This window comes from Streptomyces sp. NPDC005195, assembly GCF_040608315.1.
Classification (GTDB): Bacteria; Actinomycetota; Actinomycetes; order Streptomycetales; family Streptomycetaceae; genus Streptomyces; species Streptomyces kaempferi.
This window is the reverse complement of sequence record NZ_JBEXHZ010000005.1, coordinates 75,636-92,251: the sequence shown is the minus strand read 5'-3', so window position 1 is coordinate 92,251 and position 16,616 is coordinate 75,636. Positions and strand designations below refer to the sequence as shown.

The 16,616-nt window shown below is 71.2% G+C and carries 13 protein-coding genes, 1 tRNA gene and 1 pseudogene; 7 read left to right on the top strand and 8 right to left on the bottom strand.

Going from position 1 to position 16,616, the window contains the following annotated elements; all coding sequences use genetic code 11:
• The first annotated feature begins 101 nt into the window (after nucleotides 1–101).
• The 3 genes from ABZV34_RS08210 to ABZV34_RS08200 all read left to right on the top strand — a co-directional run bounded on the left by ABZV34_RS08210 (nucleotide 102) and on the right by ABZV34_RS08200 (nucleotide 3,888).
• Nucleotides 102–818, top strand: coding sequence for a response regulator transcription factor (locus ABZV34_RS08210; RefSeq protein ID WP_356272493.1), 717 nt, complete (start codon nucleotides 102–104; stop codon nucleotides 816–818).
• The gene (locus ABZV34_RS08205) at nucleotides 815–2,191 is read left to right on the top strand and encodes a HAMP domain-containing sensor histidine kinase (RefSeq protein ID WP_356272492.1); all 1,377 of its coding nucleotides are present in this window, start codon (nucleotides 815–817) and stop codon (nucleotides 2,189–2,191) included. The genes ABZV34_RS08210 and ABZV34_RS08205 overlap by 4 nt, the downstream gene beginning before the upstream one ends.
• Before the next feature lie 212 nt (nucleotides 2,192–2,403).
• On the top strand, nucleotides 2,404–3,888 hold the full coding sequence (locus ABZV34_RS08200) for a cellulose binding domain-containing protein (protein WP_356272490.1): 1,485 nt from the start codon (nucleotides 2,404–2,406) through the stop codon (nucleotides 3,886–3,888).
• A gap of 148 nt (nucleotides 3,889–4,036) precedes the next feature.
• Here the strand turns inward: ABZV34_RS08200 and ABZV34_RS08195 are convergent, their stop codons facing one another.
• The 4 genes from ABZV34_RS08195 to ABZV34_RS08180 all read right to left on the bottom strand — a co-directional run bounded on the left by ABZV34_RS08195 (nucleotide 4,037) and on the right by ABZV34_RS08180 (nucleotide 8,870).
• Nucleotides 4,037–5,470: a GH1 family beta-glucosidase gene (locus ABZV34_RS08195; RefSeq protein ID WP_356272488.1), complete on the bottom strand. Its 1,434-nt coding sequence runs from the start codon at nucleotides 5,468–5,470 to the stop codon at nucleotides 4,037–4,039.
• 138 nt (nucleotides 5,471–5,608) lie between these two features.
• Nucleotides 5,609–6,520 carry a carbohydrate ABC transporter permease gene (locus tag ABZV34_RS08190; RefSeq protein WP_356272486.1) on the bottom strand — a complete coding sequence of 304 codons (912 nt, stop codon included), beginning with the start codon at nucleotides 6,518–6,520 and terminating at the stop codon, nucleotides 5,609–5,611.
• Nucleotides 6,517–7,545, bottom strand: coding sequence for a sugar ABC transporter permease (locus ABZV34_RS08185; RefSeq protein WP_356272484.1), 1,029 nt, complete (start codon nucleotides 7,543–7,545; stop codon nucleotides 6,517–6,519). The genes ABZV34_RS08190 and ABZV34_RS08185 overlap by 4 nt, the downstream gene beginning before the upstream one ends.
• On the bottom strand, nucleotides 7,542–8,870 hold the full coding sequence (locus tag ABZV34_RS08180) for an ABC transporter substrate-binding protein (RefSeq protein WP_356272482.1): 1,329 nt from the start codon (nucleotides 8,868–8,870) through the stop codon (nucleotides 7,542–7,544). Before ABZV34_RS08180 ends, ABZV34_RS08185 begins: the two co-directional genes overlap by 4 nt.
• Nucleotides 8,871–9,294: 424 nt before the next feature.
• Between ABZV34_RS08180 and ABZV34_RS08175 the strand changes: the two genes are divergently transcribed.
• Nucleotides 9,295–10,350 carry a LacI family DNA-binding transcriptional regulator gene (locus tag ABZV34_RS08175; RefSeq protein ID WP_356272480.1) on the top strand — a complete coding sequence of 352 codons (1,056 nt, stop codon included), beginning with the start codon at nucleotides 9,295–9,297 and terminating at the stop codon, nucleotides 10,348–10,350.
• A gap of 187 nt (nucleotides 10,351–10,537) precedes the next feature.
• On the top strand, nucleotides 10,538–11,368 hold the full coding sequence (locus ABZV34_RS08170; RefSeq protein WP_356272479.1) for a serine/threonine protein kinase: 831 nt from the start codon (nucleotides 10,538–10,540) through the stop codon (nucleotides 11,366–11,368).
• Nucleotides 11,369–11,662: 294 nt separating this feature from the next.
• On the opposite strand, the gene ABZV34_RS08165 is transcribed toward ABZV34_RS08170, so the two are convergent.
• From ABZV34_RS08165 to ABZV34_RS08150, 4 genes and pseudogenes are all read right to left on the bottom strand, one after another.
• A tRNA-His gene (locus ABZV34_RS08165) sits at nucleotides 11,663–11,735 on the bottom strand.
• 107 nt (nucleotides 11,736–11,842) lie between these two features.
• Complete coding sequence (gene orn, locus ABZV34_RS08160; RefSeq protein ID WP_356272477.1) at nucleotides 11,843–12,445, bottom strand: oligoribonuclease; 603 nt, start codon at nucleotides 12,443–12,445, stop codon at nucleotides 11,843–11,845.
• A 178-nt stretch (nucleotides 12,446–12,623) separates the two neighbouring features.
• A complete protein-coding gene (locus tag ABZV34_RS08155; RefSeq protein ID WP_356272475.1) occupies nucleotides 12,624–13,865 on the bottom strand; it encodes a helix-turn-helix domain-containing protein in 1,242 nt (413 codons plus the stop codon).
• 699 nt (nucleotides 13,866–14,564) lie between these two features.
• Nucleotides 14,565–14,885: pseudogene (locus tag ABZV34_RS08150) on the bottom strand (hypothetical protein); the annotation flags it as partial.
• A gap of 315 nt (nucleotides 14,886–15,200) precedes the next feature.
• Between ABZV34_RS08150 and ABZV34_RS08145 the strand changes: the two are divergent.
• The gene (locus tag ABZV34_RS08145) at nucleotides 15,201–15,728 is read left to right on the top strand and encodes a universal stress protein (RefSeq protein ID WP_356272474.1); all 528 of its coding nucleotides are present in this window, start codon (nucleotides 15,201–15,203) and stop codon (nucleotides 15,726–15,728) included.
• 211 nt (nucleotides 15,729–15,939) lie between these two features.
• The gene (locus ABZV34_RS08140) at nucleotides 15,940–16,509 is read left to right on the top strand and encodes a GPR1/FUN34/YaaH family transporter (protein WP_329288005.1); all 570 of its coding nucleotides are present in this window, start codon (nucleotides 15,940–15,942) and stop codon (nucleotides 16,507–16,509) included.
• Nucleotides 16,510–16,616: the final 107 nt, after the last annotated feature.

The following is a 16,616-nucleotide window of genomic DNA, read 5'->3' as shown; positions in this document are numbered from 1 at the left end:
TACTGCCTCACGCGCCCCACGGGTGTCTCGTTCCCGTCGTGCGGCGGGAGTTGTCCACAGGCGCCGGACCGGCATCGCACGGATGGCGTACGGTGCCGCCCATGGCAAGTGTGCTCGTGGTCGAGGACGACCAGTTCGTACGCTCGGCCCTCATCCGGCATCTGACCGACGCCTCGCACACGGTGCGCAGCGTCGGCACCGCGCTCGAGGCGCTGCGCGAGGTCGCTCATTTCCCCTTCGACGTCGTCATCCTGGACCTCGGTCTGCCCGATCTGGACGGGGCCGAGGCCCTCAAGATGCTGCGCGGCATCACCGACGTCCCCGTGATCATCGCCACCGCCCGGGACGACGAGACGGAGATCGTCCGCCTGCTGAACGACGGCGCGGACGACTACCTGACCAAGCCGTTCTCGGTCGAGCACCTGTCCGCGCGGATGGCCGCCGTCCTGCGCCGTTCGCGGTCGGTGGGGGAGGCGCCCGCGTCTGCGGTCATCCGGGTCGGCGGCCTGGCCATCGACCCGTTGCGCCGCAGGGCCGAGCTGGACGGCGTCCGACTCGACCTCACCCGGCGCGAGTTCGACCTGCTCGCCTTCCTGGCCGGCCGGCCCGGTGTCGTCGTGGCCCGCAAGGAGCTGCTCGCCGAGGTGTGGCAGCAGTCGTACGGGGACGACCAGACCATCGACGTCCATCTGTCCTGGCTGCGGCGGAAGCTGGGCGAGACGGCGGCGAGGCCGCGCTATCTGCACACCCTGCGCGGTGTCGGCGTGAAACTGGAGCCACCGCGGGCGGAGTTCCCGCGAGCGGAGCCGCCGCTGTGAGGTGGGCACTGGTCAAGGTGTGCGTGGCGGTGACCACGATGGTGGTGGTGGCCTTCGCGGTCCCGCTCGGGCTCGTCATCAAGGAGATGGCCCGCGACCGCGCGTTCTCGAACGCCGAGCGGGAGGCCGCGGCCGTCGCGCCCGCGCTCTCCATCACCACCGACCGCGAGCAGTTGGAGCGGGTCGTCGCCTCCGCCGGTTCCGACGACGGCATGGCCGTGCACATACCGGCGAGCGACGGCGCCAGGGCGGTCGACATCGGCCGGCAGCGCGCCGCCGCCAAGGACATCGCGACCACGCGCCGGCTGGGCCGGGCCTCCACCTCCGAGGTCCTGGGCGGTTCCACCCTGCTCCAGCCCACCGCGCTGAGTTCCGGCGAGATCGCGGTCGTCGAGGTGTACGTCCCCGAGTCCGAGGTCAGCAACGGCCTGGGGACGGCCTGGGCGGTGCTCGCGGCGGTCGGCGTCGCGCTCATCGTCGGCTCGGTCGCGGTCGCCGACCGGCTGGGCGTACGCATGGTGCAGCCGGCCCAGCGGCTGGTCGAGGGCGCGCACGAACTGGGGGAGGGCAAGCTCGGAGCGCGGGTCCCCGAGGAGGGCCCCACCGAACTGCGGCTGGCGGCCGTCGCGTTCAACTCGATGGCCGACCAGGTCGTCCAACTCCTGGCGAACGAACGGGAGCTGGCGGCGGACCTCTCGCACCGCCTGCGCACCCCACTGACCGTACTGCGGCTGAACACGGCCTCGCTCGGCGACGGACCGGCCGCCGAGCAGACCCGGGCTGCCGTGGCGCAGCTCGAGCGTGAGGTCGACACGATCATCCGGACGGCGCGCGAGGCTAAGCCGCAGACGGTGGCGCTCGGTGCCGGGGCCGGGTGCGACGCGTCCGAGGTGGTCCGCGAGCGGATGGACTTCTGGTCGGCGCTCGCCGAGGACGAGGGCCGCAAGGTGCGGGTCGCGGGCGTGGACCGTCCGGTCCGCATACCGGTCGCGCGGGCCGACCTGGTGGCCGCGCTCGACGCCCTCCTCGGCAACGTCTTCCGGCACACCCCGGAGGGCACGGCCTTCGCGGTCGACGTGCACAACGGCGACGACGCGGTGATCGTGCTGGTGTCGGACGCGGGACCGGGGATCGTGGACCCGGAGTCGGCGATGGCCCGCGGACGGGGCTCGGGCAGAGACGGATCGACCGGGCTCGGGCTGGACATCGTGCGGCGACTGGCGGAGTCGACGGGCGGGGACGTACGGCTGGGGTCGTCGGTGCTGGGAGGCACCGAGGTGCGGATATGGATCCAGCTGGACGGGCGGGCGCCGGTGCGGCGCGGGCACCGGGGAGCGGTACGGCGACGCAGACGCGGCGTCGGCGTGCGCTGAGCCGGGTCCGGTGCCGGCCGGTCCAGGGCCCTGAACCGGCCGGGACAGGTCTCGACCTTTAACCGTCCCCGATGCCTTCCTTAAGCGCACCCTAAGATCGCAGGCCCCCGTCCGGATGAAGCGGTTTGCCCGATTCCGGATCGCTAGCGTGCTGCCCGCACCCCCTGGGAATCCCCAGCGAACTCCCGTGAAACCGCGAAGGCAGGCACGCGATGAGCAGTACGCACCGGCGCAAGGTCAGTGGCAGGAACAAGGCGATAGGCGGCGTCGTGGCGGCTGCCGTGGTCGGCGGCGGCGCCCTCCTGTTCTCCGGCACCGCGCTCGCCGCCGGTGTCGGCGCCACGTACACCAAGACCAGTGACTGGTCCACGGGTTACACCGCTCAGTACGTCATCACGAACGACACCGGCCGGACGAAGAGCGACTGGACGCTGGAGTTCGACCTGCCCTCCGGCGCCCGGCTCGGCTCGTTGTGGAACGGCGAGGCCGGCGTGAGCGGAAGCCACGTCACGGTGAAGCCCCCGTCCTGGGACAAGGACGGCCTGGCGGCCGGCGAGTCGGTCACCGTCGGCTTCGTCGTGAACGGCACCGCGGACCCGAAGGGCTGTGTCATCGACGGCGCCAAGTGCTCGGTGGACGACGGCGCGACCCCGGAACCGAGCGGCCGCCCCACGCGGCCGGCCACCCCCACGGCCACGCCGAAGCCCACCCCCACCGCGTCCCACAGCAGCACCCCGACCACGCCCGCCTCCACACCGGCCGCCACCCCGACGCCCTCCACCCCGGCGAGCACCGGCAGCGGCACCACCGCCGGCTTCGCGCCCTACGTCGACACCTCCCTCTACCCGGCCTTCGACCTGGTCGGCAGCGCGACGGCCACCGGGGTCAAGAACTACAACCTCGCCTTCATCACCGACGGCGGCGGCTGCACGCCCAAGTGGGGCGGGGTGAGCGACCTCGCCAGTGACGCGGTGGCCGCGCAGATCGGCGCGCTGCGGGCGAAGGGCGGCGACGTCCGCGTCTCCTTCGGCGGCGCCTCCGGTTCGGAACTGGCGACGACCTGCTCGTCGGCGGACGCGCTGGCGACGGCGTACGGGAAGGCCGTGGACGCGTACCGGCTGACGAAGGTCGACTTCGACGTCGAGGGCGGCGCGCTGCCCAACACCACGGCGAACACCCACCGCGCGAAGGCCATCGCGAAGCTCCAGCAGCAGCACCCGGGCCTGGACGTGTCCTTCACGCTCCCCGTCATGCCCGAGGGCCTCACCCAGGACGGCGTGAACCTCCTGTCCGACGCCCGGTCGAACGGCGTGAAGATCTCTGCCGTCAACATCATGGCGATGGACTACGGACCCTCGTACAGCGGTGACATGGGCACCTACGCCGAGCAGGCCGCCACTGCCACGCAGGCCCAGGTCAAGAGCGTCCTCGGACTGTCCGACAGCGCGGCCTGGAAGACCGTGGCCGTCACCCCGATGATCGGCGTCAACGACGTGGCGTCCGAGATCTTCAAGGTCGACGACGCCGCCCAGCTGGTCGCGTTCGCCAAGTCCAAGGGGCTCGGCTGGCTGTCGATGTGGTCCGCGAGCCGCGACAAGCAGTGCGCGGGAGGCGCGAAGAACTCCGCGGACGCGACCTGCAGCTCGGTCGTCCAGGACGCGGGGGCGTTCTCGAAGGCGTTCGGCGCCTTCAAGTAGGCACGGCAGCCACCGAGTCCTCCCCCACGGGAAGAGCGTCCCGGCCGGGACCACCCCCCATCCGGCCGGGGCGCGGCCCCCTTTCCGGACACCGCGCCCCGCCCCCCCCGATCCCCCGCCCCCCGATCCCCCGCCCCCGTCTCCCGCCCTACTCGGCCGGGGCCGTCACCGGCGGCAGCGTCCCCGTCCGGGCCGCCCGGCTGTACCAGAGGGCGCTCGACTTCGGCGTACGGGCCAGGGTCGCGTAGTCGACGTACACCGCGCCGAAGCGCTTCTCGTAGCCGTACGCCCACTCGAAGTTGTCCATCAGCGACCAGAGGTAGTACCCGCGGACGTCCGCGCCGTCGGTGATGGCGCGGCGGACCGCCGACAGGTGGCCATGCAGGTAGGCGATGCGCTCGGGGTCGTGGACGCGGCCCTCCGGGTCCGGCTTGTCGTCGTACGCGGCGCCGTTCTCCGTGATGTACAGCGGCAGGCCGGGCGCCTCCCGCGTGTAGCGCGTGATCAGGTCGTGCAGGCCCGTCGGGTCGATCGTCCAGCCCATCTCCGTCCGCTCGCCCGGAGTCTGGTGGAACATCACGTCGTCGGCGCCCGGCCACGGCGTGTACGCGCTCGCCCCGTGGCCGTCCGCACGGGGACCGGACGCGGTCGCCTCCGCGGCCGACACCAGCGTCGGGGTGTAGTAGTTCAGCCCCAGCGCGTCGAGCGGCTGCTTGATCGACGCCAGGTCGCCGTCCAGGACGTACGACCAGTCCGTGATCGCGGACGTCTCCTCGAACAGGCCCTCCGGGTAGGCGCCGTGCAGCATCGGGCCGTGGAAGACACCGTTGGCCAGGTTGTCGATGCGCCGGACCGCCGCGAGATCCGCCGGACTCTGCGAAAGCGGCCTGACGACCGAGGAGTTGAGGCTCACCGCGACCGAGTTGCGGGCCGGCATCACGGACCTCAGCGCCTTCGCGCCCAGGCCGTGCGCCAGGTTCAGATGGTGGGCGGCCTTCAGCGACGCCGCCGCGTCCGTACGGCCCGGCGCGTGCACCCCGGAGCCGTAGCCCAGGAACGCGCTGCACCACGGCTCGTTCAGGGTGATCCACTGCTCCACCCGGTCGCCCAGCGCCTCGCCCACGATCTGGGCGTAGTCGGCGAACCGCAGCGCCGTGTCGCGCTCGGGCCAGCCGCCCGTGTCCTCCAGCTCCTGGGGGAGGTCCCAGTGGTAGAGGGTGATGGCCGGCTTGATGTCGTGGGCCAGCAGTTCGTCGACCAGGTTGCGGTAGAAGTCCAGACCCCGCTGGACCGCCGGCCCGCGGCCCGTCGGCTGGACCCGGGACCAGGAGACCGAGAAGCGGTACGCGGACAGGCCCAGCTCCGCCATCAGGGCCACGTCGTCACGGAAGCGGTGGTAGTGGTCGACAGCGATGTCACCGGTCTCGCCGCCGGCCGTCTTTCCGGGCGTGTGGCTGAAGGTGTCCCAGATGGAGGGCGTGCGGCCGTCCTCCCGTACCGCCCCCTCGATCTGGTAGGCGGAGGTCGCCGCGCCCCAGAGGAACGCGGGGGGAAAGGTCACGGGCGATGCGGGTTCAGGCATGGAAGCGCTCCCATGGAAGGTCGTGGAGAACGACGGTAAGCGAGGAGAAAAGAGTGGAGGAGAGGAGAGGGGCAGGCGAAGGGGACGGTGGGGCCGGGGCGGCGGTGACCCGGCCCCCACGGGCGGCGGTACGGCGGGTCAGCCCTTGATCGCGCCCTGCATGATGCCGCCCACGATCTGCTTTCCGAACAGCAGGAAGGCGATGAGCAAGGGCAGTGTGCCGAGCAGCGCGCCCGCCATGATCACGGCCTGGTCGGGGACGTAACCGGTGCCCAGCGAGTTCAGGGCCACCTGCACGGTGGGGTTCTGCTGGTTGAGGGCGATGATCGGCCACAGGAAGTCGTTCCAGGCCATCACGAAGGTCAGCAGACCGAGGACCGCCATCGCCGGCCGCGCCGCCGGGAAGACGACGTGCCACACGACGCGCAGGCTGCTCGCGCCGTCCACCCGCGCCGCCTCGATCAGCTCGGTGGGCAGCGCCTGGACCAGGTACTGCCGCATGAAGAACGTACCGAAGGCACTCACCAGGGTGGGCAGGATGACCGTCTGCAGCTGGTTGGACCAGCCCAGGTCGCTCATCCACAGGTACAGCGGCACGACGGCCAGCTGCGGCGGGATCATCATCGTGCCGATGGTCAGCAGCAGCAGGGTGCTGGAGAACCTGAACCGCAGCTTGGCGAAGGCGAACCCGGCGAGCGTGGAGAAGACGACCGTACCGACGGTGATGGTCCCGGCGACGATCGTGGAGTTGAGCATCGCGGTGCCGAGCCCGGCCTGCTCCCAAGCGGCCTGGAGGTTCTTGAACAGGTTCCCGCCGAACCACAGCGGCGGCGGGCTCTGCGCGAGCCGCTCGTTGTTGCGGGAGGCCGCGACGGCCGTCCAGACCAGCGGAGCGAGCGAGACCAGCGCGAAGACGGCCAGGACGACATAGGTGACCGGTCCCGCGTGCAGCTGCTTGCCCGCGCCGAGCACCCGGCGGCGTCCGGGGCCCCGGACGTCCCCGGTTCCCTTCGCCGCCGCCTGGGGGACAGTCAGTTCAGTGGTGGTCATTGGGATTTCCTCAGCCGTCGGGTGACCAGCAGGTTGATCGCGGCGACGATCAGCAGGATCAGGAACATCGTCCATGCGATCGCTGACGCCTTGCCGAGGTTGCCGATGCCCCAGCCCTGGTCGTACATGTACAGGCCGAGCGTCTGGTACTGGTGCGCGGAGCCGCCCTTCGAGCCGCTGACCCCGCCGAACAGGAGCGGCTCACCGAACAGCTGCGTCGCGCCGATCGTGGACACGACCACCGTGAACAGGATCGTCGGCCGCAGCATCGGGACCGTCACATGGCGGAACTGCTGCCAGCGGCCCGCGCCGTCGAGAGCCGCCGACTCGTACAGGTCCGTGGGGATCGCCTGCATCGCCGCGAGGTAGATCAGCGCGTTGTAGCCGGTCCACCGCCAGATCACGATCGAGGAGACGGCGAACTGCGAACCCCAGTCCGACTCACGCCAGTTGATCGGGTGGACACCGACGAAGTGCAGCAGCCAGTTGATCATGCCGCCGTCCCACGAGTACAGCAGCGTGAAGACCAGCGTCGCCGCCGCCACGGAGGTGGCGTACGGGGTGAGCATCACGACCCGCCACACGGTGGAGCCGCGCAGCCGGTAGTTGAGCAGGTGGGCGATCCCGAGCGCCATGACCAGCTGCGGCACGGTGGAGATCACGCCGATGCTGAAGGTGTTCTCCAGGGCGTTCCAGAAGAACTCCGAGGACAACAGGTTCTTGTAGTTGTCCAGCCCGGCCCAGGTCTGGTGGTCCAGGCCCGACAGCTGCACGTTGTGCAGCGAGTACCAGGCCGTGTAGAGCAGAGGCACGAGCCCGAAGGCACCGAAGATGACGAAGAAGGGGGCGATGAACGCGTACGGCGACGCCTTCATGTCCCAGCGGTACAGCCGGCTGCGCCAGGAATCCGGGCCGGGCGGCGGCGTACCGCGACCCTGAGCGCCCCGGGCCGCGCCCGGCTGGGAGCCGGGCGCGGCGTCGGCGCTCGTCGCGGTGTGCGCGAGAGCCTCCTTGGAGCTGGTCACTGGCCGAGCACGTCCTTGATCTCCGCCTTGGCCGCGTTCCAGCCCTGGTCGGGAGACTTGCCCTTCTGCTCGACCTGGAGGATGCCCACGTCGGTGATCGCGGTGCCGATCGGCTGGTCCTTGGTGCCGAAGTTCTGCACGGGGATGGTCTTCGCCGAGTCGGCGAAGATCTGCGTGATCGGCGCGTCCGAGAAGTACGACGTCGTCGCGGCCGCCGGCTTCAGGCCGGCGTACGCCCCGGGAGTCGAGGGGAAGCTCGCCTGCTTGGCGAAGACCTTCGCCTGCTGCTCGGGCGCGGTCAGCCACTTGGCCAGCGCGATGGCCTCCTTCTGGTGCTTGCCGGCCGTCGGCACGCCGATGAACGAACCGCCCCAGTTGGCAGCGGTCGGCGCCGCCGCCACGTCCCACTTGCCGTTCCCGGCGTCACCGGACTTCTCCTGGATGTAGCCCATCATCCAAGCGGGGCAGGCCACCGTCGCGAACGATCCCTTGGCGAAGCCCTGGTCCCAGGTCGGGTCGAACTGCTTCAGCTTCGCCGACATGTTGCTGGTCGCCACCGTCATCGCGGCGTTCCAGGACTTCTTCACCCCCGAGGACTTGTCCCAGATGACGTTGCCGTCCTTGTCGTAGTACCGCTCGCTCTCGCCGCCGAGCGCCGCGTTGTAGACCGAGGAGGCGGAGTCCACGTACTTGGTGCCGCTCGGCGCCTTCTTCATGTACTGCTTGCCGAGGTCGACGTACTTGGCCCAGTCGCCCTTCCACTGCGCGGCGAGCTTGGTGCGGTCGGTCTCCAGACCGGCCTGCTTGAAGAGGTCCTTGCGGTAGCAGATCGCCATCGGGCCGATGTCCGTACCGAGCCCGATGGTCTTGCCGTCCTTGGTGGTGGCCTGGGCGGTCTTCCAGTCCAGCCACTGGGACTTGTCGACCTCCTTGCCGAGGTCGACGAACTTGTCGGCCTGGGTCTGGACGGCCTCGGTGATGTTGCCGACCTCGATCGCCTGGATGTCGTCGGTACCGGAGCCGGCCTGCAGACGGGTGAGCGTCTTGGGCCAGTAGACGTCGGTACGGGTGGTGACGTTCTCCTTGATGGTGACGTCCGGGTGCAGCTTCATGTACTCGTCGTAGAGACCGGCCTGCTTGTAGCCGAAGACGCCGAAGGTGCCGATCGTCAGAGTGGTCTTGCCTTTGCCGCCCCCACCGCCGTCGCCCGAGTTCGACGATCCGTCGTTCGAGTCGTTGGCGCAGCCGGCCAGCAGCCCTGTGGTCAGCGCGGCGACGGCCGCGAGGGCCCCCAGCCTGCGGGACCGGTGGGTACTCGTGCGCATTGCGTCCTCCTGTTGCCTGACGTGCCGACCCCCCGGCCAACTGCATTGTTGGGCCCGTTTTTCTCGCTGCGGCTCGGGCGGGGAACGTGCGGGATATGTAGGTGTCAGGTACCGTGGGAGCGCTCCCACAGGTGATGTGTTGAAGAGTCGTCGGTTCGCGCGGGGGTGTCAAGGGAGCGGACACGGAGAGACGCGTTCAGTTATCGGCCTGTTAACTAACTCCGAGGGGCAGGGCGAAAAAGGTGGGGGGACGGGTGGAGCGGTTCGTGCCGAGGTGACTTCACGGGGCGGGCCCGCGGTGCCGGTGAGGCCGGCACCAGCAGCCTCGGCGAGGTTGCCACCGCGGCCGGGCCCCTGTCCATGAACGGGACTGTTAGATTCCAGGCCAGCCGCTCAGAAGCGCGGCGTCGACGGGAGGCGGACCATGGCAGGCCACGGAGCGCGGGGCCGGAGCGGCGGGCGGCCGACCCTCGAGGAGGTCGCCGCGCGCGCCGGTGTGGGCCGCGGCACGGTGTCCCGGGTGATCAACGGTTCCCCGCGGGTCAGCGACGCGACCCGCGCCACGGTCGAGGCGGCGGTGGCGGAGCTCGGTTATGTTCCGAACACGGCGGCTCGCGCGCTCGCCGCCAACCGCACGGACGCGATCGCGCTCGTCGTCCCCGAGCCGGAGACCCGGTTCTTCGCGGAACCGTACTTCTCGGACATGCTCCGGGGTGTCGGCGCGGAGCTCTCCGACACCGAGATGCAGCTGCTGCTGATCTTCGCGGGCAGCGACCGGGAGCGGCAGCGCCTGGCCCAGTATCTGGCGGCGCACCGCGTGGACGGCGTCCTGCTCGTCTCGGTGCACGCGGACGACCCGCTGCCCGACCTGCTCTCCCAGCTGGAGATCCCGGCGGTGATCAGCGGCCGGCGCTCGGCGGACGAGACGCTGCCGTCCGTGGACTCCGACAACTACGGCGGGGGGCGCCTCGCCGTCGAGCATCTGGTCGCCCGGGGGCGCCGCAGGATCGTTCACCTCGCGGGCCGCCTCGACGTCTTCGGCGCCCAGCGTCGTGTCGACGGCTACCGCGAGGGTCTGCGCGCCGCGGGCCGTCCGGTGGACGACGGCCTCATCGTCGCGGGCGACTTCACCGAGGAGGGCGGGCGCCGGGCGATGACCGAGCTGCTGGCCCGCTGCCCCGATCTGGACGCCGTCTTCGCGGGCTCGGACGTGATGGCGGCCGGCGCCCGCCAGGTCCTGCGCGAGGCGGGCCGCCGTACACCGGACGACGTGGCCCTGGTCGGCTACGACGACTCGGCCATCGCCCGCCACATGGATCCGCCCCTGACCAGCGTGCGCCAGCCGATAGAGGAGATGGGCCGGGCGATGATCGACCTGCTGCTCGGGGAGATCGCCGACCGCCGCCCGGCGGTGTCGCGGGAGCTGGAGAAGCGTCAGGTCGTGCTGCCCACCGAGCTGGTGGCGCGGGCGTCGTCCTGACGCCGCACGCCACCGCCCCGCCGCCGCTACGGCCCCGTCCCCGTCACCGTCTCCCTCTCGGCCACTGGCACCGGCGTCCGTCACCGCCGCTGTCCTTCACCGCCCTGTACCGCTGACGGCGCAGTCGCCCCGCCGCTGTTGCCGCTGTTGCCGCACGGGAAGAGTTCCGTAGGGCAATCTGGCGGGTATGGTCCTGCATCCCTTGCTGGGAGTCGATGAAGTGCCCGCCGTGGAGCCCTATCTGGGCCGGGTGGGCGAGGTGTTCCGGGCGTTCCGCGAGCAGGACTCGGGGTGCGTGTCGTACGGGGTGAGACTGCTCGACGGCGGCCGGTGGTTCCTCAAGGAGGCGGTCACGGATCATGGCCGGCGCTCGCTGGAGCGCGGCTGGGTCTTCCACCGGTCGGTACGGCACCGGGCGATCGTCCCGCAGGTGCACCGCATCGCCGTGCAGGGCGGCGGCTGGGCGGTGGTGATGCCCTGGCGGGAGGGCGAGGCGCTGTACCCCGCGGAGGTGGACGGGGCGCGCGACCGTGCGGACCCGGCCAGTGCGATGGCACGCTTCCGCGCCCTGCCGGCCGACGCGGTCCTGCGCGCCTTCGACCGGGTCCTGGACGCCCACCTCGCGGTGGAGGCCGCGGGCCAGGTCGCCGTCGACTTCTACGACGGGGCGCTGCTGTACGACTTCGACCGTGACGTCGCCCATCTGATCGACCTCGACGAGTACCGGCCGGGTCCGTTCGTGGTCGAGGAGGAACGCCTGCCGGGCTCCCGGCGGTTCATGGCTCCCGAGGAATGGGTGCGCGGGGCCGTGATCGACACCCGGACGACCGTGTTCACGCTGGGCCGTGCCGCCCGGCTGCTGCTGGACGCGGGCGACGAGGAGCGCGCCTGGCGGGGCACCGCGGCCCAGCAGACGGTCATCGTCCGTGCCACCCGGACCGATCCCGGGGAGCGCTTCGAGAACGTCCACCGTTTCGCCGAGGCGTGGCGGGCGGCCGACACGGCGCCGGGCACCTGAGGCCGGGCGTCCGAGGCCGTGTGTCCGAGGCCGGGTGCGCGGATTCCGGCGTCCGGCGCCTCGCGGACGGAGTTCCGCCCCGGTCCCCGGTCCCGTACCGAGGTCTGGTGTCCGACGTCGCGCGGACGGGGTCCCGGCCCGCGCCCTGGCCCCGGTCCGCGAGGCCCGTACCGCTCGCTGCCGGCGGACTTCGCCGGAATGCCTTCCGCGTGACGGCCGGGCACCGGGCACGACCAGGAGGCGCACATGAGTGAGGCCCGGTCCGCTTGCGCGGACCGGGCCTCGGTCTTTCAGGGTGAGTGACGGGACTTGAACCCGCGACTTCCTGGACCACAACCAGGTGCTCTACCAGCTGAGCTACACCCACCACGACCGGTCTTGGTTTCCCTGACCGGCCGAGAAAAAGTGTACAGGGTCCGGAGGGGTGCTCGCGCCCGGCTTTCGTCCGGGGTCCCCCGGGACCCCGGACACGCGTCATTCCACGGGCAGTACGTGCTTCGCCGCGATGGTGCGGGCGGTCTCCGAGTCGGGGCCGGGCTGCGGGACGAAGATCGCCTCGCGGTAGTAGCGGAGTTCGGCGATGGACTCCCGGATGTCGGCGAGGGCGCGGTGGTTGCCGTTCTTGTCCGGGCTGTTGAAGTACGCCCGCGGGTACCAGCGGCGGGCCAGCTCCTTGACGGAGGAGACGTCCACGATGCGGTAGTGGAGATAGCCCTCCAGTGCGGGCATGTCGCGGAGCAGGAAACCCCGGTCCGTGCCGACCGAGTTCCCGCACAGCGGGGCCTTGCCCGGCTCCTTGACGTGCTCACGCACGTAGGAGAGGACCTGTTCCTCGGCGTCGGCCAGGGTGGTGCCTGCGGCGAGTTCGGAGAGGAGGCCGGAGGCCGTGTGCATCTGGCGCACCACGTCCGGCATCGTCTCCAGGGCCGCGTCCGGCGGGCGGATCACGATGTCCACCCCTTCGCCGAGCACGTTCAGCTCCGAGTCGGTGACCAGCGCGGCCACCTCGATGAGTGCGTCCTCCGACAGCGAGAGCCCGGTCATCTCGCAGTCGATCCACACCATGCGATCGTTCATGGCCCCAACCCTACGGCGCGCCCCGGCGCACGGGCAGGTCCGGGACGGCAACGGTCCCGGACCCCTCGGACCGCGGGCGCCCGCACACGGCGACGGCCCGGGACCCGAGGGCCCCGGGCCGTTCACGGCCGGGCGGTGTGACGTCGTCACGGCGCCAGGGCGCCACGGCGCCCGAGCGCTAGGGTGCGCTGCGCTGTCCCGGCAGGCTCGGCCGGCCCGCCGCGTACAGCTCCGCGCCCGATTTGCCCGGATCCGTCGCGGTCGACAGTGCCGAGGCCGGGCTCAGAGCGCCGGCGGCCGCGGTACGACGGGTCTGCGACGGGACCGCGCTCTCCTGGCTCAGGACCGGTGACTGCCCGGCCGAGCCCATGGAACCGTCCGGGTCCGACGGCCGCTCGGACTGCGGCCTGCGCGCCCGGTACGCCGCCCGGTAGGCGGCCGGGGACGAGCCGAGCTGGCGCCGGAAGTGCCCGCGCAGCGCGACCGGCGAGCGGAAGCCGCAGCGTCCGGCGACCTCGTCGACCGAGTAGTCGGACGTCTCCAGCAGCCGTTGCGCCTGCAGCACACGCTGGGTGATCAGCCACTGCAGCGGCGCGCTCCCCGTCAGCGAGCGGAAGCGGCGGTCGAACGTGCGGCGGCTCATGTACGCGCGTGCCGCCAGCGTCTCGACGTCGAACTGCTCGTGCAGGTGTTCCAGCGCCCAGGCGACGACCTCCGCGAGGGGGTCGGCGCCGATCTCTTCTGGTAAAGACCGGTCGAGATAGCGCTCCTGTCCGCCGCTCCGGCGCGGCGGGACCACCAGACGACGGGCCAGCGCGCCGGCCGCCTCGTTGCCGTGGTCCGTCCGCACGATGTGCAGACAGAGATCGATTCCGGCCGCGGTGCCCGCCGATGTCAGTACGTCACCGTCGTCGACGAACAGCTCGCGCGGATCGACGTGCACGGACGGATAGCGCTTGGCGAGCGTCGGCGCGTACATCCAATGTGTCGTCGCCGGGCGGCCGTCCAGCAGTCCGGCGGCGGCCAGCACGAAAGCACCGGTGCACAGTCCGACTATGCGGGCCCCCTCCTCGTGCGCCCGGCGCAGCGCGTCGAGCGCTTCCTCCGGTGGCGGTGAGGTGATCGAGCGCCAGGCGGGCACCACGACGGTGCCCGCTCGCGAGATCGCCTCCAGGCCATGCGGCGCGGTGAGTTCCAGGCCCCCTGTGGTCCGCAGCGGGCCGTCCTCGCCGGCGCACACCAGAAGTCGGTAGCGCGGCACGCCGGCGTCCTGGCGGTCAATCCCGAACACCGACAGCGGTATGGAACTCTCGAAGATGGGGCCGCCGCTGAACAGCAGCACCGCGACGATCTCCTTGCGGCGTCGCCCGGAGAGTTTCCGGGCCGCGGCTTCCGGCGCGGCAGTGGAGTCGTGGCTCATACTGCTAAGCCCCCCTCGGTGGTCGCGGCTCCTCGGTTGTGTCGCTCCTGCACGTTTCCCCTCGGTCCTGCACGAGTCCCCCGCCGTAAGACAGTCAAGATCGAATCTACTGTGTCCCGTCACGCCTGGGTGACCACTTCGACACTCGGCAGAATGTCGACATGGCAACTTGGCGTGAAGCATTCGATCACGAAGCGTTGCACTCGCGGGCCGTGCAGGGAAGTGCGCCTCGTGTCAGTGGCCAATCCACATAGGGTGCACGAGGCCTCCAGAGGCCTTTAACCGCAGGTCGAACGCGGGTTGGGGGGTCTTTCCCGCAAGGGATGCCCGGGAGGCCGAAGTTGGCTGAAAAGAAGCGGGGGCGTGCGCGCAAACCGGTCAGTCAACCGGCTTCTTTCCCGCACCGCGGCGCCCGCCCCTGTGCGCCCCCGAGCCACTCCTGCCCGGCAAGCCATTCATGATGTGCGTGTCGGCCACATCCTGCGCGCCGGGAGCCGGCACCGGAGCGCCCCCCGAGCCGCTGCCGGGCCCGGGAACCCCCGCGACGCGATCCCCCCCGTCACGATCCCGCACCCCGGGATCCCGCACACCGGCGACAGGATTCCGAGCGGTGGGATCCCGTCCGTCCCGGTTCTGGTCCCGCCCGTTCCGGTCCCGCCCGTCCCGGTGTGTCCGCTCCCGCGGTCCGCGCTCCCGCGGACCGCTCCTGCCGTGGCGCGCGCGGTGCGGGGCCCGCTCGTCGGCGCGCATGCGCGCCGCGCCCCGTTCCGACTGGCGCAGCAGCACCAGGCACGCCGCGGTCACGGCCGCCAGGCCCAGCGCGGTGCCGGCCGCCCCGGCGAGCGAGGTGCCGAACCAGACGAGGACGACCGGGACGAGGACACAGCTGAAGGCCGCCCAGCGTGCCACCTCGCTCGCCGTGTCCGGCGCGGGGGGCGGTCCGGGGCGCGCTCCCGAGGAGGGGCGGGACACGGTCTCTGGTCCGGGCACGATCTGCTCCCTGGTTCCCTGGTACTCCATTGCTCTCCATGGCGGTGGCTCACCTGTTCAACGCGTGTTCGACCGGCCGGTCACTGCCCGGCCCGCGGTGTCCGGTCCACGGGGGGTGCATCCCTGGGTGAACCCTGCGCAAACCGCCTGTACGGGGCAGCAACCATTGCGTTACGGGCGCCTCTCATGCATGCTCCGGGGAACGCCGCACAGCGCACGCGGTATCCGGTCAGAGGAGGAGTGCCGCCGTACCCTTGGGGGTATGGGGTTGGGAAGATGATTCCCGGACACAGCTCTGCCGATCGTTGTCGTCCCCACCACGAGGATCCAAACGCCGAGATACCCATGGCCGGTCACGAATTCTTCGATCCCGCGGACCGCAAGCGCCCGCTCGCCGATCCCACGGCGGCCGAGCCCCTGGCGGCGGATGAAACCCGCCAGTCCTGCGATCCCGCCTTCAAACACGGCGTCGTCGTCGGTTTCGACGGTTCGACGTCCAGCGAGCGTGCCCTCGCGTACGCGATCGGCATAGCCCTTCGCTCCGGCTCGGGCCTGATCATCGTGCATGTCGCGAACCGGCTGCCCACCACGGTGTGGGCGGGCTGTGAACCACCGGTCTTCGTCGACGTGCCCGACCACCGCACCGAGGTGCTCGGACTCGAGCTCGCCTGCGCCGAGTACCTGGCCGAGGTGCCGTGGATCCTCGTCGAGCGCGGCGGAGACATCTGCCACGAACTCGAGGAGGTGGGGCGTGAGTACGAGGCGGACGCGATCGTCGTCGGCTCCACGCACGGCCTCGTCGGGCGCATCTTCGGCTCGGTGGCCGGGCGGCTGGCGAAGCGCGCGAAGCGCCCGGTGATCGTCATTCCCTGACCGGTCGTCAACCCGTCGTTGTTCCGGGCGGGGTGATCCGGACGATGTCCCGACGGATCGTCAACTCCCTTTGACGCGCGCCCGACAACGCGGGAATCCATCCGTGCGACGAGGTGGATTGTGCCCTTGTGAAGGGTACAAACCGGTCACCGGCCCCATCCCTCGGCCGGCACCACGCAGCACGACTGCACCCGCATGAAGGGAGCCCGACGTGGACAATGACGTCTCCTCGGGAAGCACCACCTCGACTCTCGGCCAACTCGCCCTCGGACTGACCCTGTTGCTCTTCGGTCTCGGGAACACCCGGGTGATCGACGGAGTGACGGCGGCCGACTCCGTCTCCCTCGCCACGTACGTCGGCGGGATCGCGCTCTTCGTCGCGGGCCTGTTCGCCTTCCGCGACCGCGACGCCTTCACGGGTACGGCGTTCACGGCACTCGGCGCGTTCTGGTTCACCTGGGGCGTCACCTCCGACGGGCGGATGTCCGCCAACGCCACCGGCCTCTTCCTGCTCCTGTTCGCGCTCGTCGCGCTGAGCCTGACCGCCGGCGCGAGCGGTGCCCCGCTGCTCGCCCGGGGGACGTACGCGCTGCTGTTCGTGGCCCTGCTCCTGCTGGCCGTCAGCCAGTTCGGCGACAGCGCCGCCCTCGCCAAGGCCGGCGGCTGGTTCGCCGCGGCCGGCGGACTGCTGGCCTGGTACGCGGCCACGGCGGCGCTCGCCCACTGGCCCACCGCGCTTCCCGGACGCGCCGCCGGCCGGGGGGTGACGGCCACCGGCTGAGCCCGGCGCGGGCCGGGGACAGGCGGCTCCGGCCTGGAAGAACGGCCCCCTGTGCGACGGTGGCGCGCACAGGGGGCCGTTCATGTCCGGGGAGCCGCGGGCGGCCC

Bases quoted from the DNA above. Each gene is read 5' to 3' on its own strand.
- ABZV34_RS08190 (WP_356272486.1), bottom strand. From the start codon at position 6,520: ATGACCACCACTGAACTGACTGTCCCCCAGGCGGCGGCGAAGGGAACC.
- ABZV34_RS08210 (WP_356272493.1), top strand. From the start codon at position 102: ATGGCAAGTGTGCTCGTGGTCGAGGACGACCAGTTCGTACGCTCGGCC.
- ABZV34_RS08155 (WP_356272475.1), bottom strand. From the start codon at position 13,865: ATGAGCCACGACTCCACTGCCGCGCCGGAAGCCGCGGCCCGGAAACTC.
- orn (WP_356272477.1), bottom strand. From the start codon at position 12,445: ATGAACGATCGCATGGTGTGGATCGACTGCGAGATGACCGGGCTCTCG.
- ABZV34_RS08180 (WP_356272482.1), bottom strand. From the start codon at position 8,870: ATGCGCACGAGTACCCACCGGTCCCGCAGGCTGGGGGCCCTCGCGGCC.
- ABZV34_RS08175 (WP_356272480.1), top strand. From the start codon at position 9,295: ATGGCAGGCCACGGAGCGCGGGGCCGGAGCGGCGGGCGGCCGACCCTC.
- ABZV34_RS08195 (WP_356272488.1), bottom strand. From the start codon at position 5,470: ATGCCTGAACCCGCATCGCCCGTGACCTTTCCCCCCGCGTTCCTCTGG.
- ABZV34_RS08200 (WP_356272490.1), top strand. From the start codon at position 2,404: ATGAGCAGTACGCACCGGCGCAAGGTCAGTGGCAGGAACAAGGCGATA.
- ABZV34_RS08145 (WP_356272474.1), top strand. From the start codon at position 15,201: ATGGCCGGTCACGAATTCTTCGATCCCGCGGACCGCAAGCGCCCGCTC.
- ABZV34_RS08170 (WP_356272479.1), top strand. From the start codon at position 10,538: ATGGTCCTGCATCCCTTGCTGGGAGTCGATGAAGTGCCCGCCGTGGAG.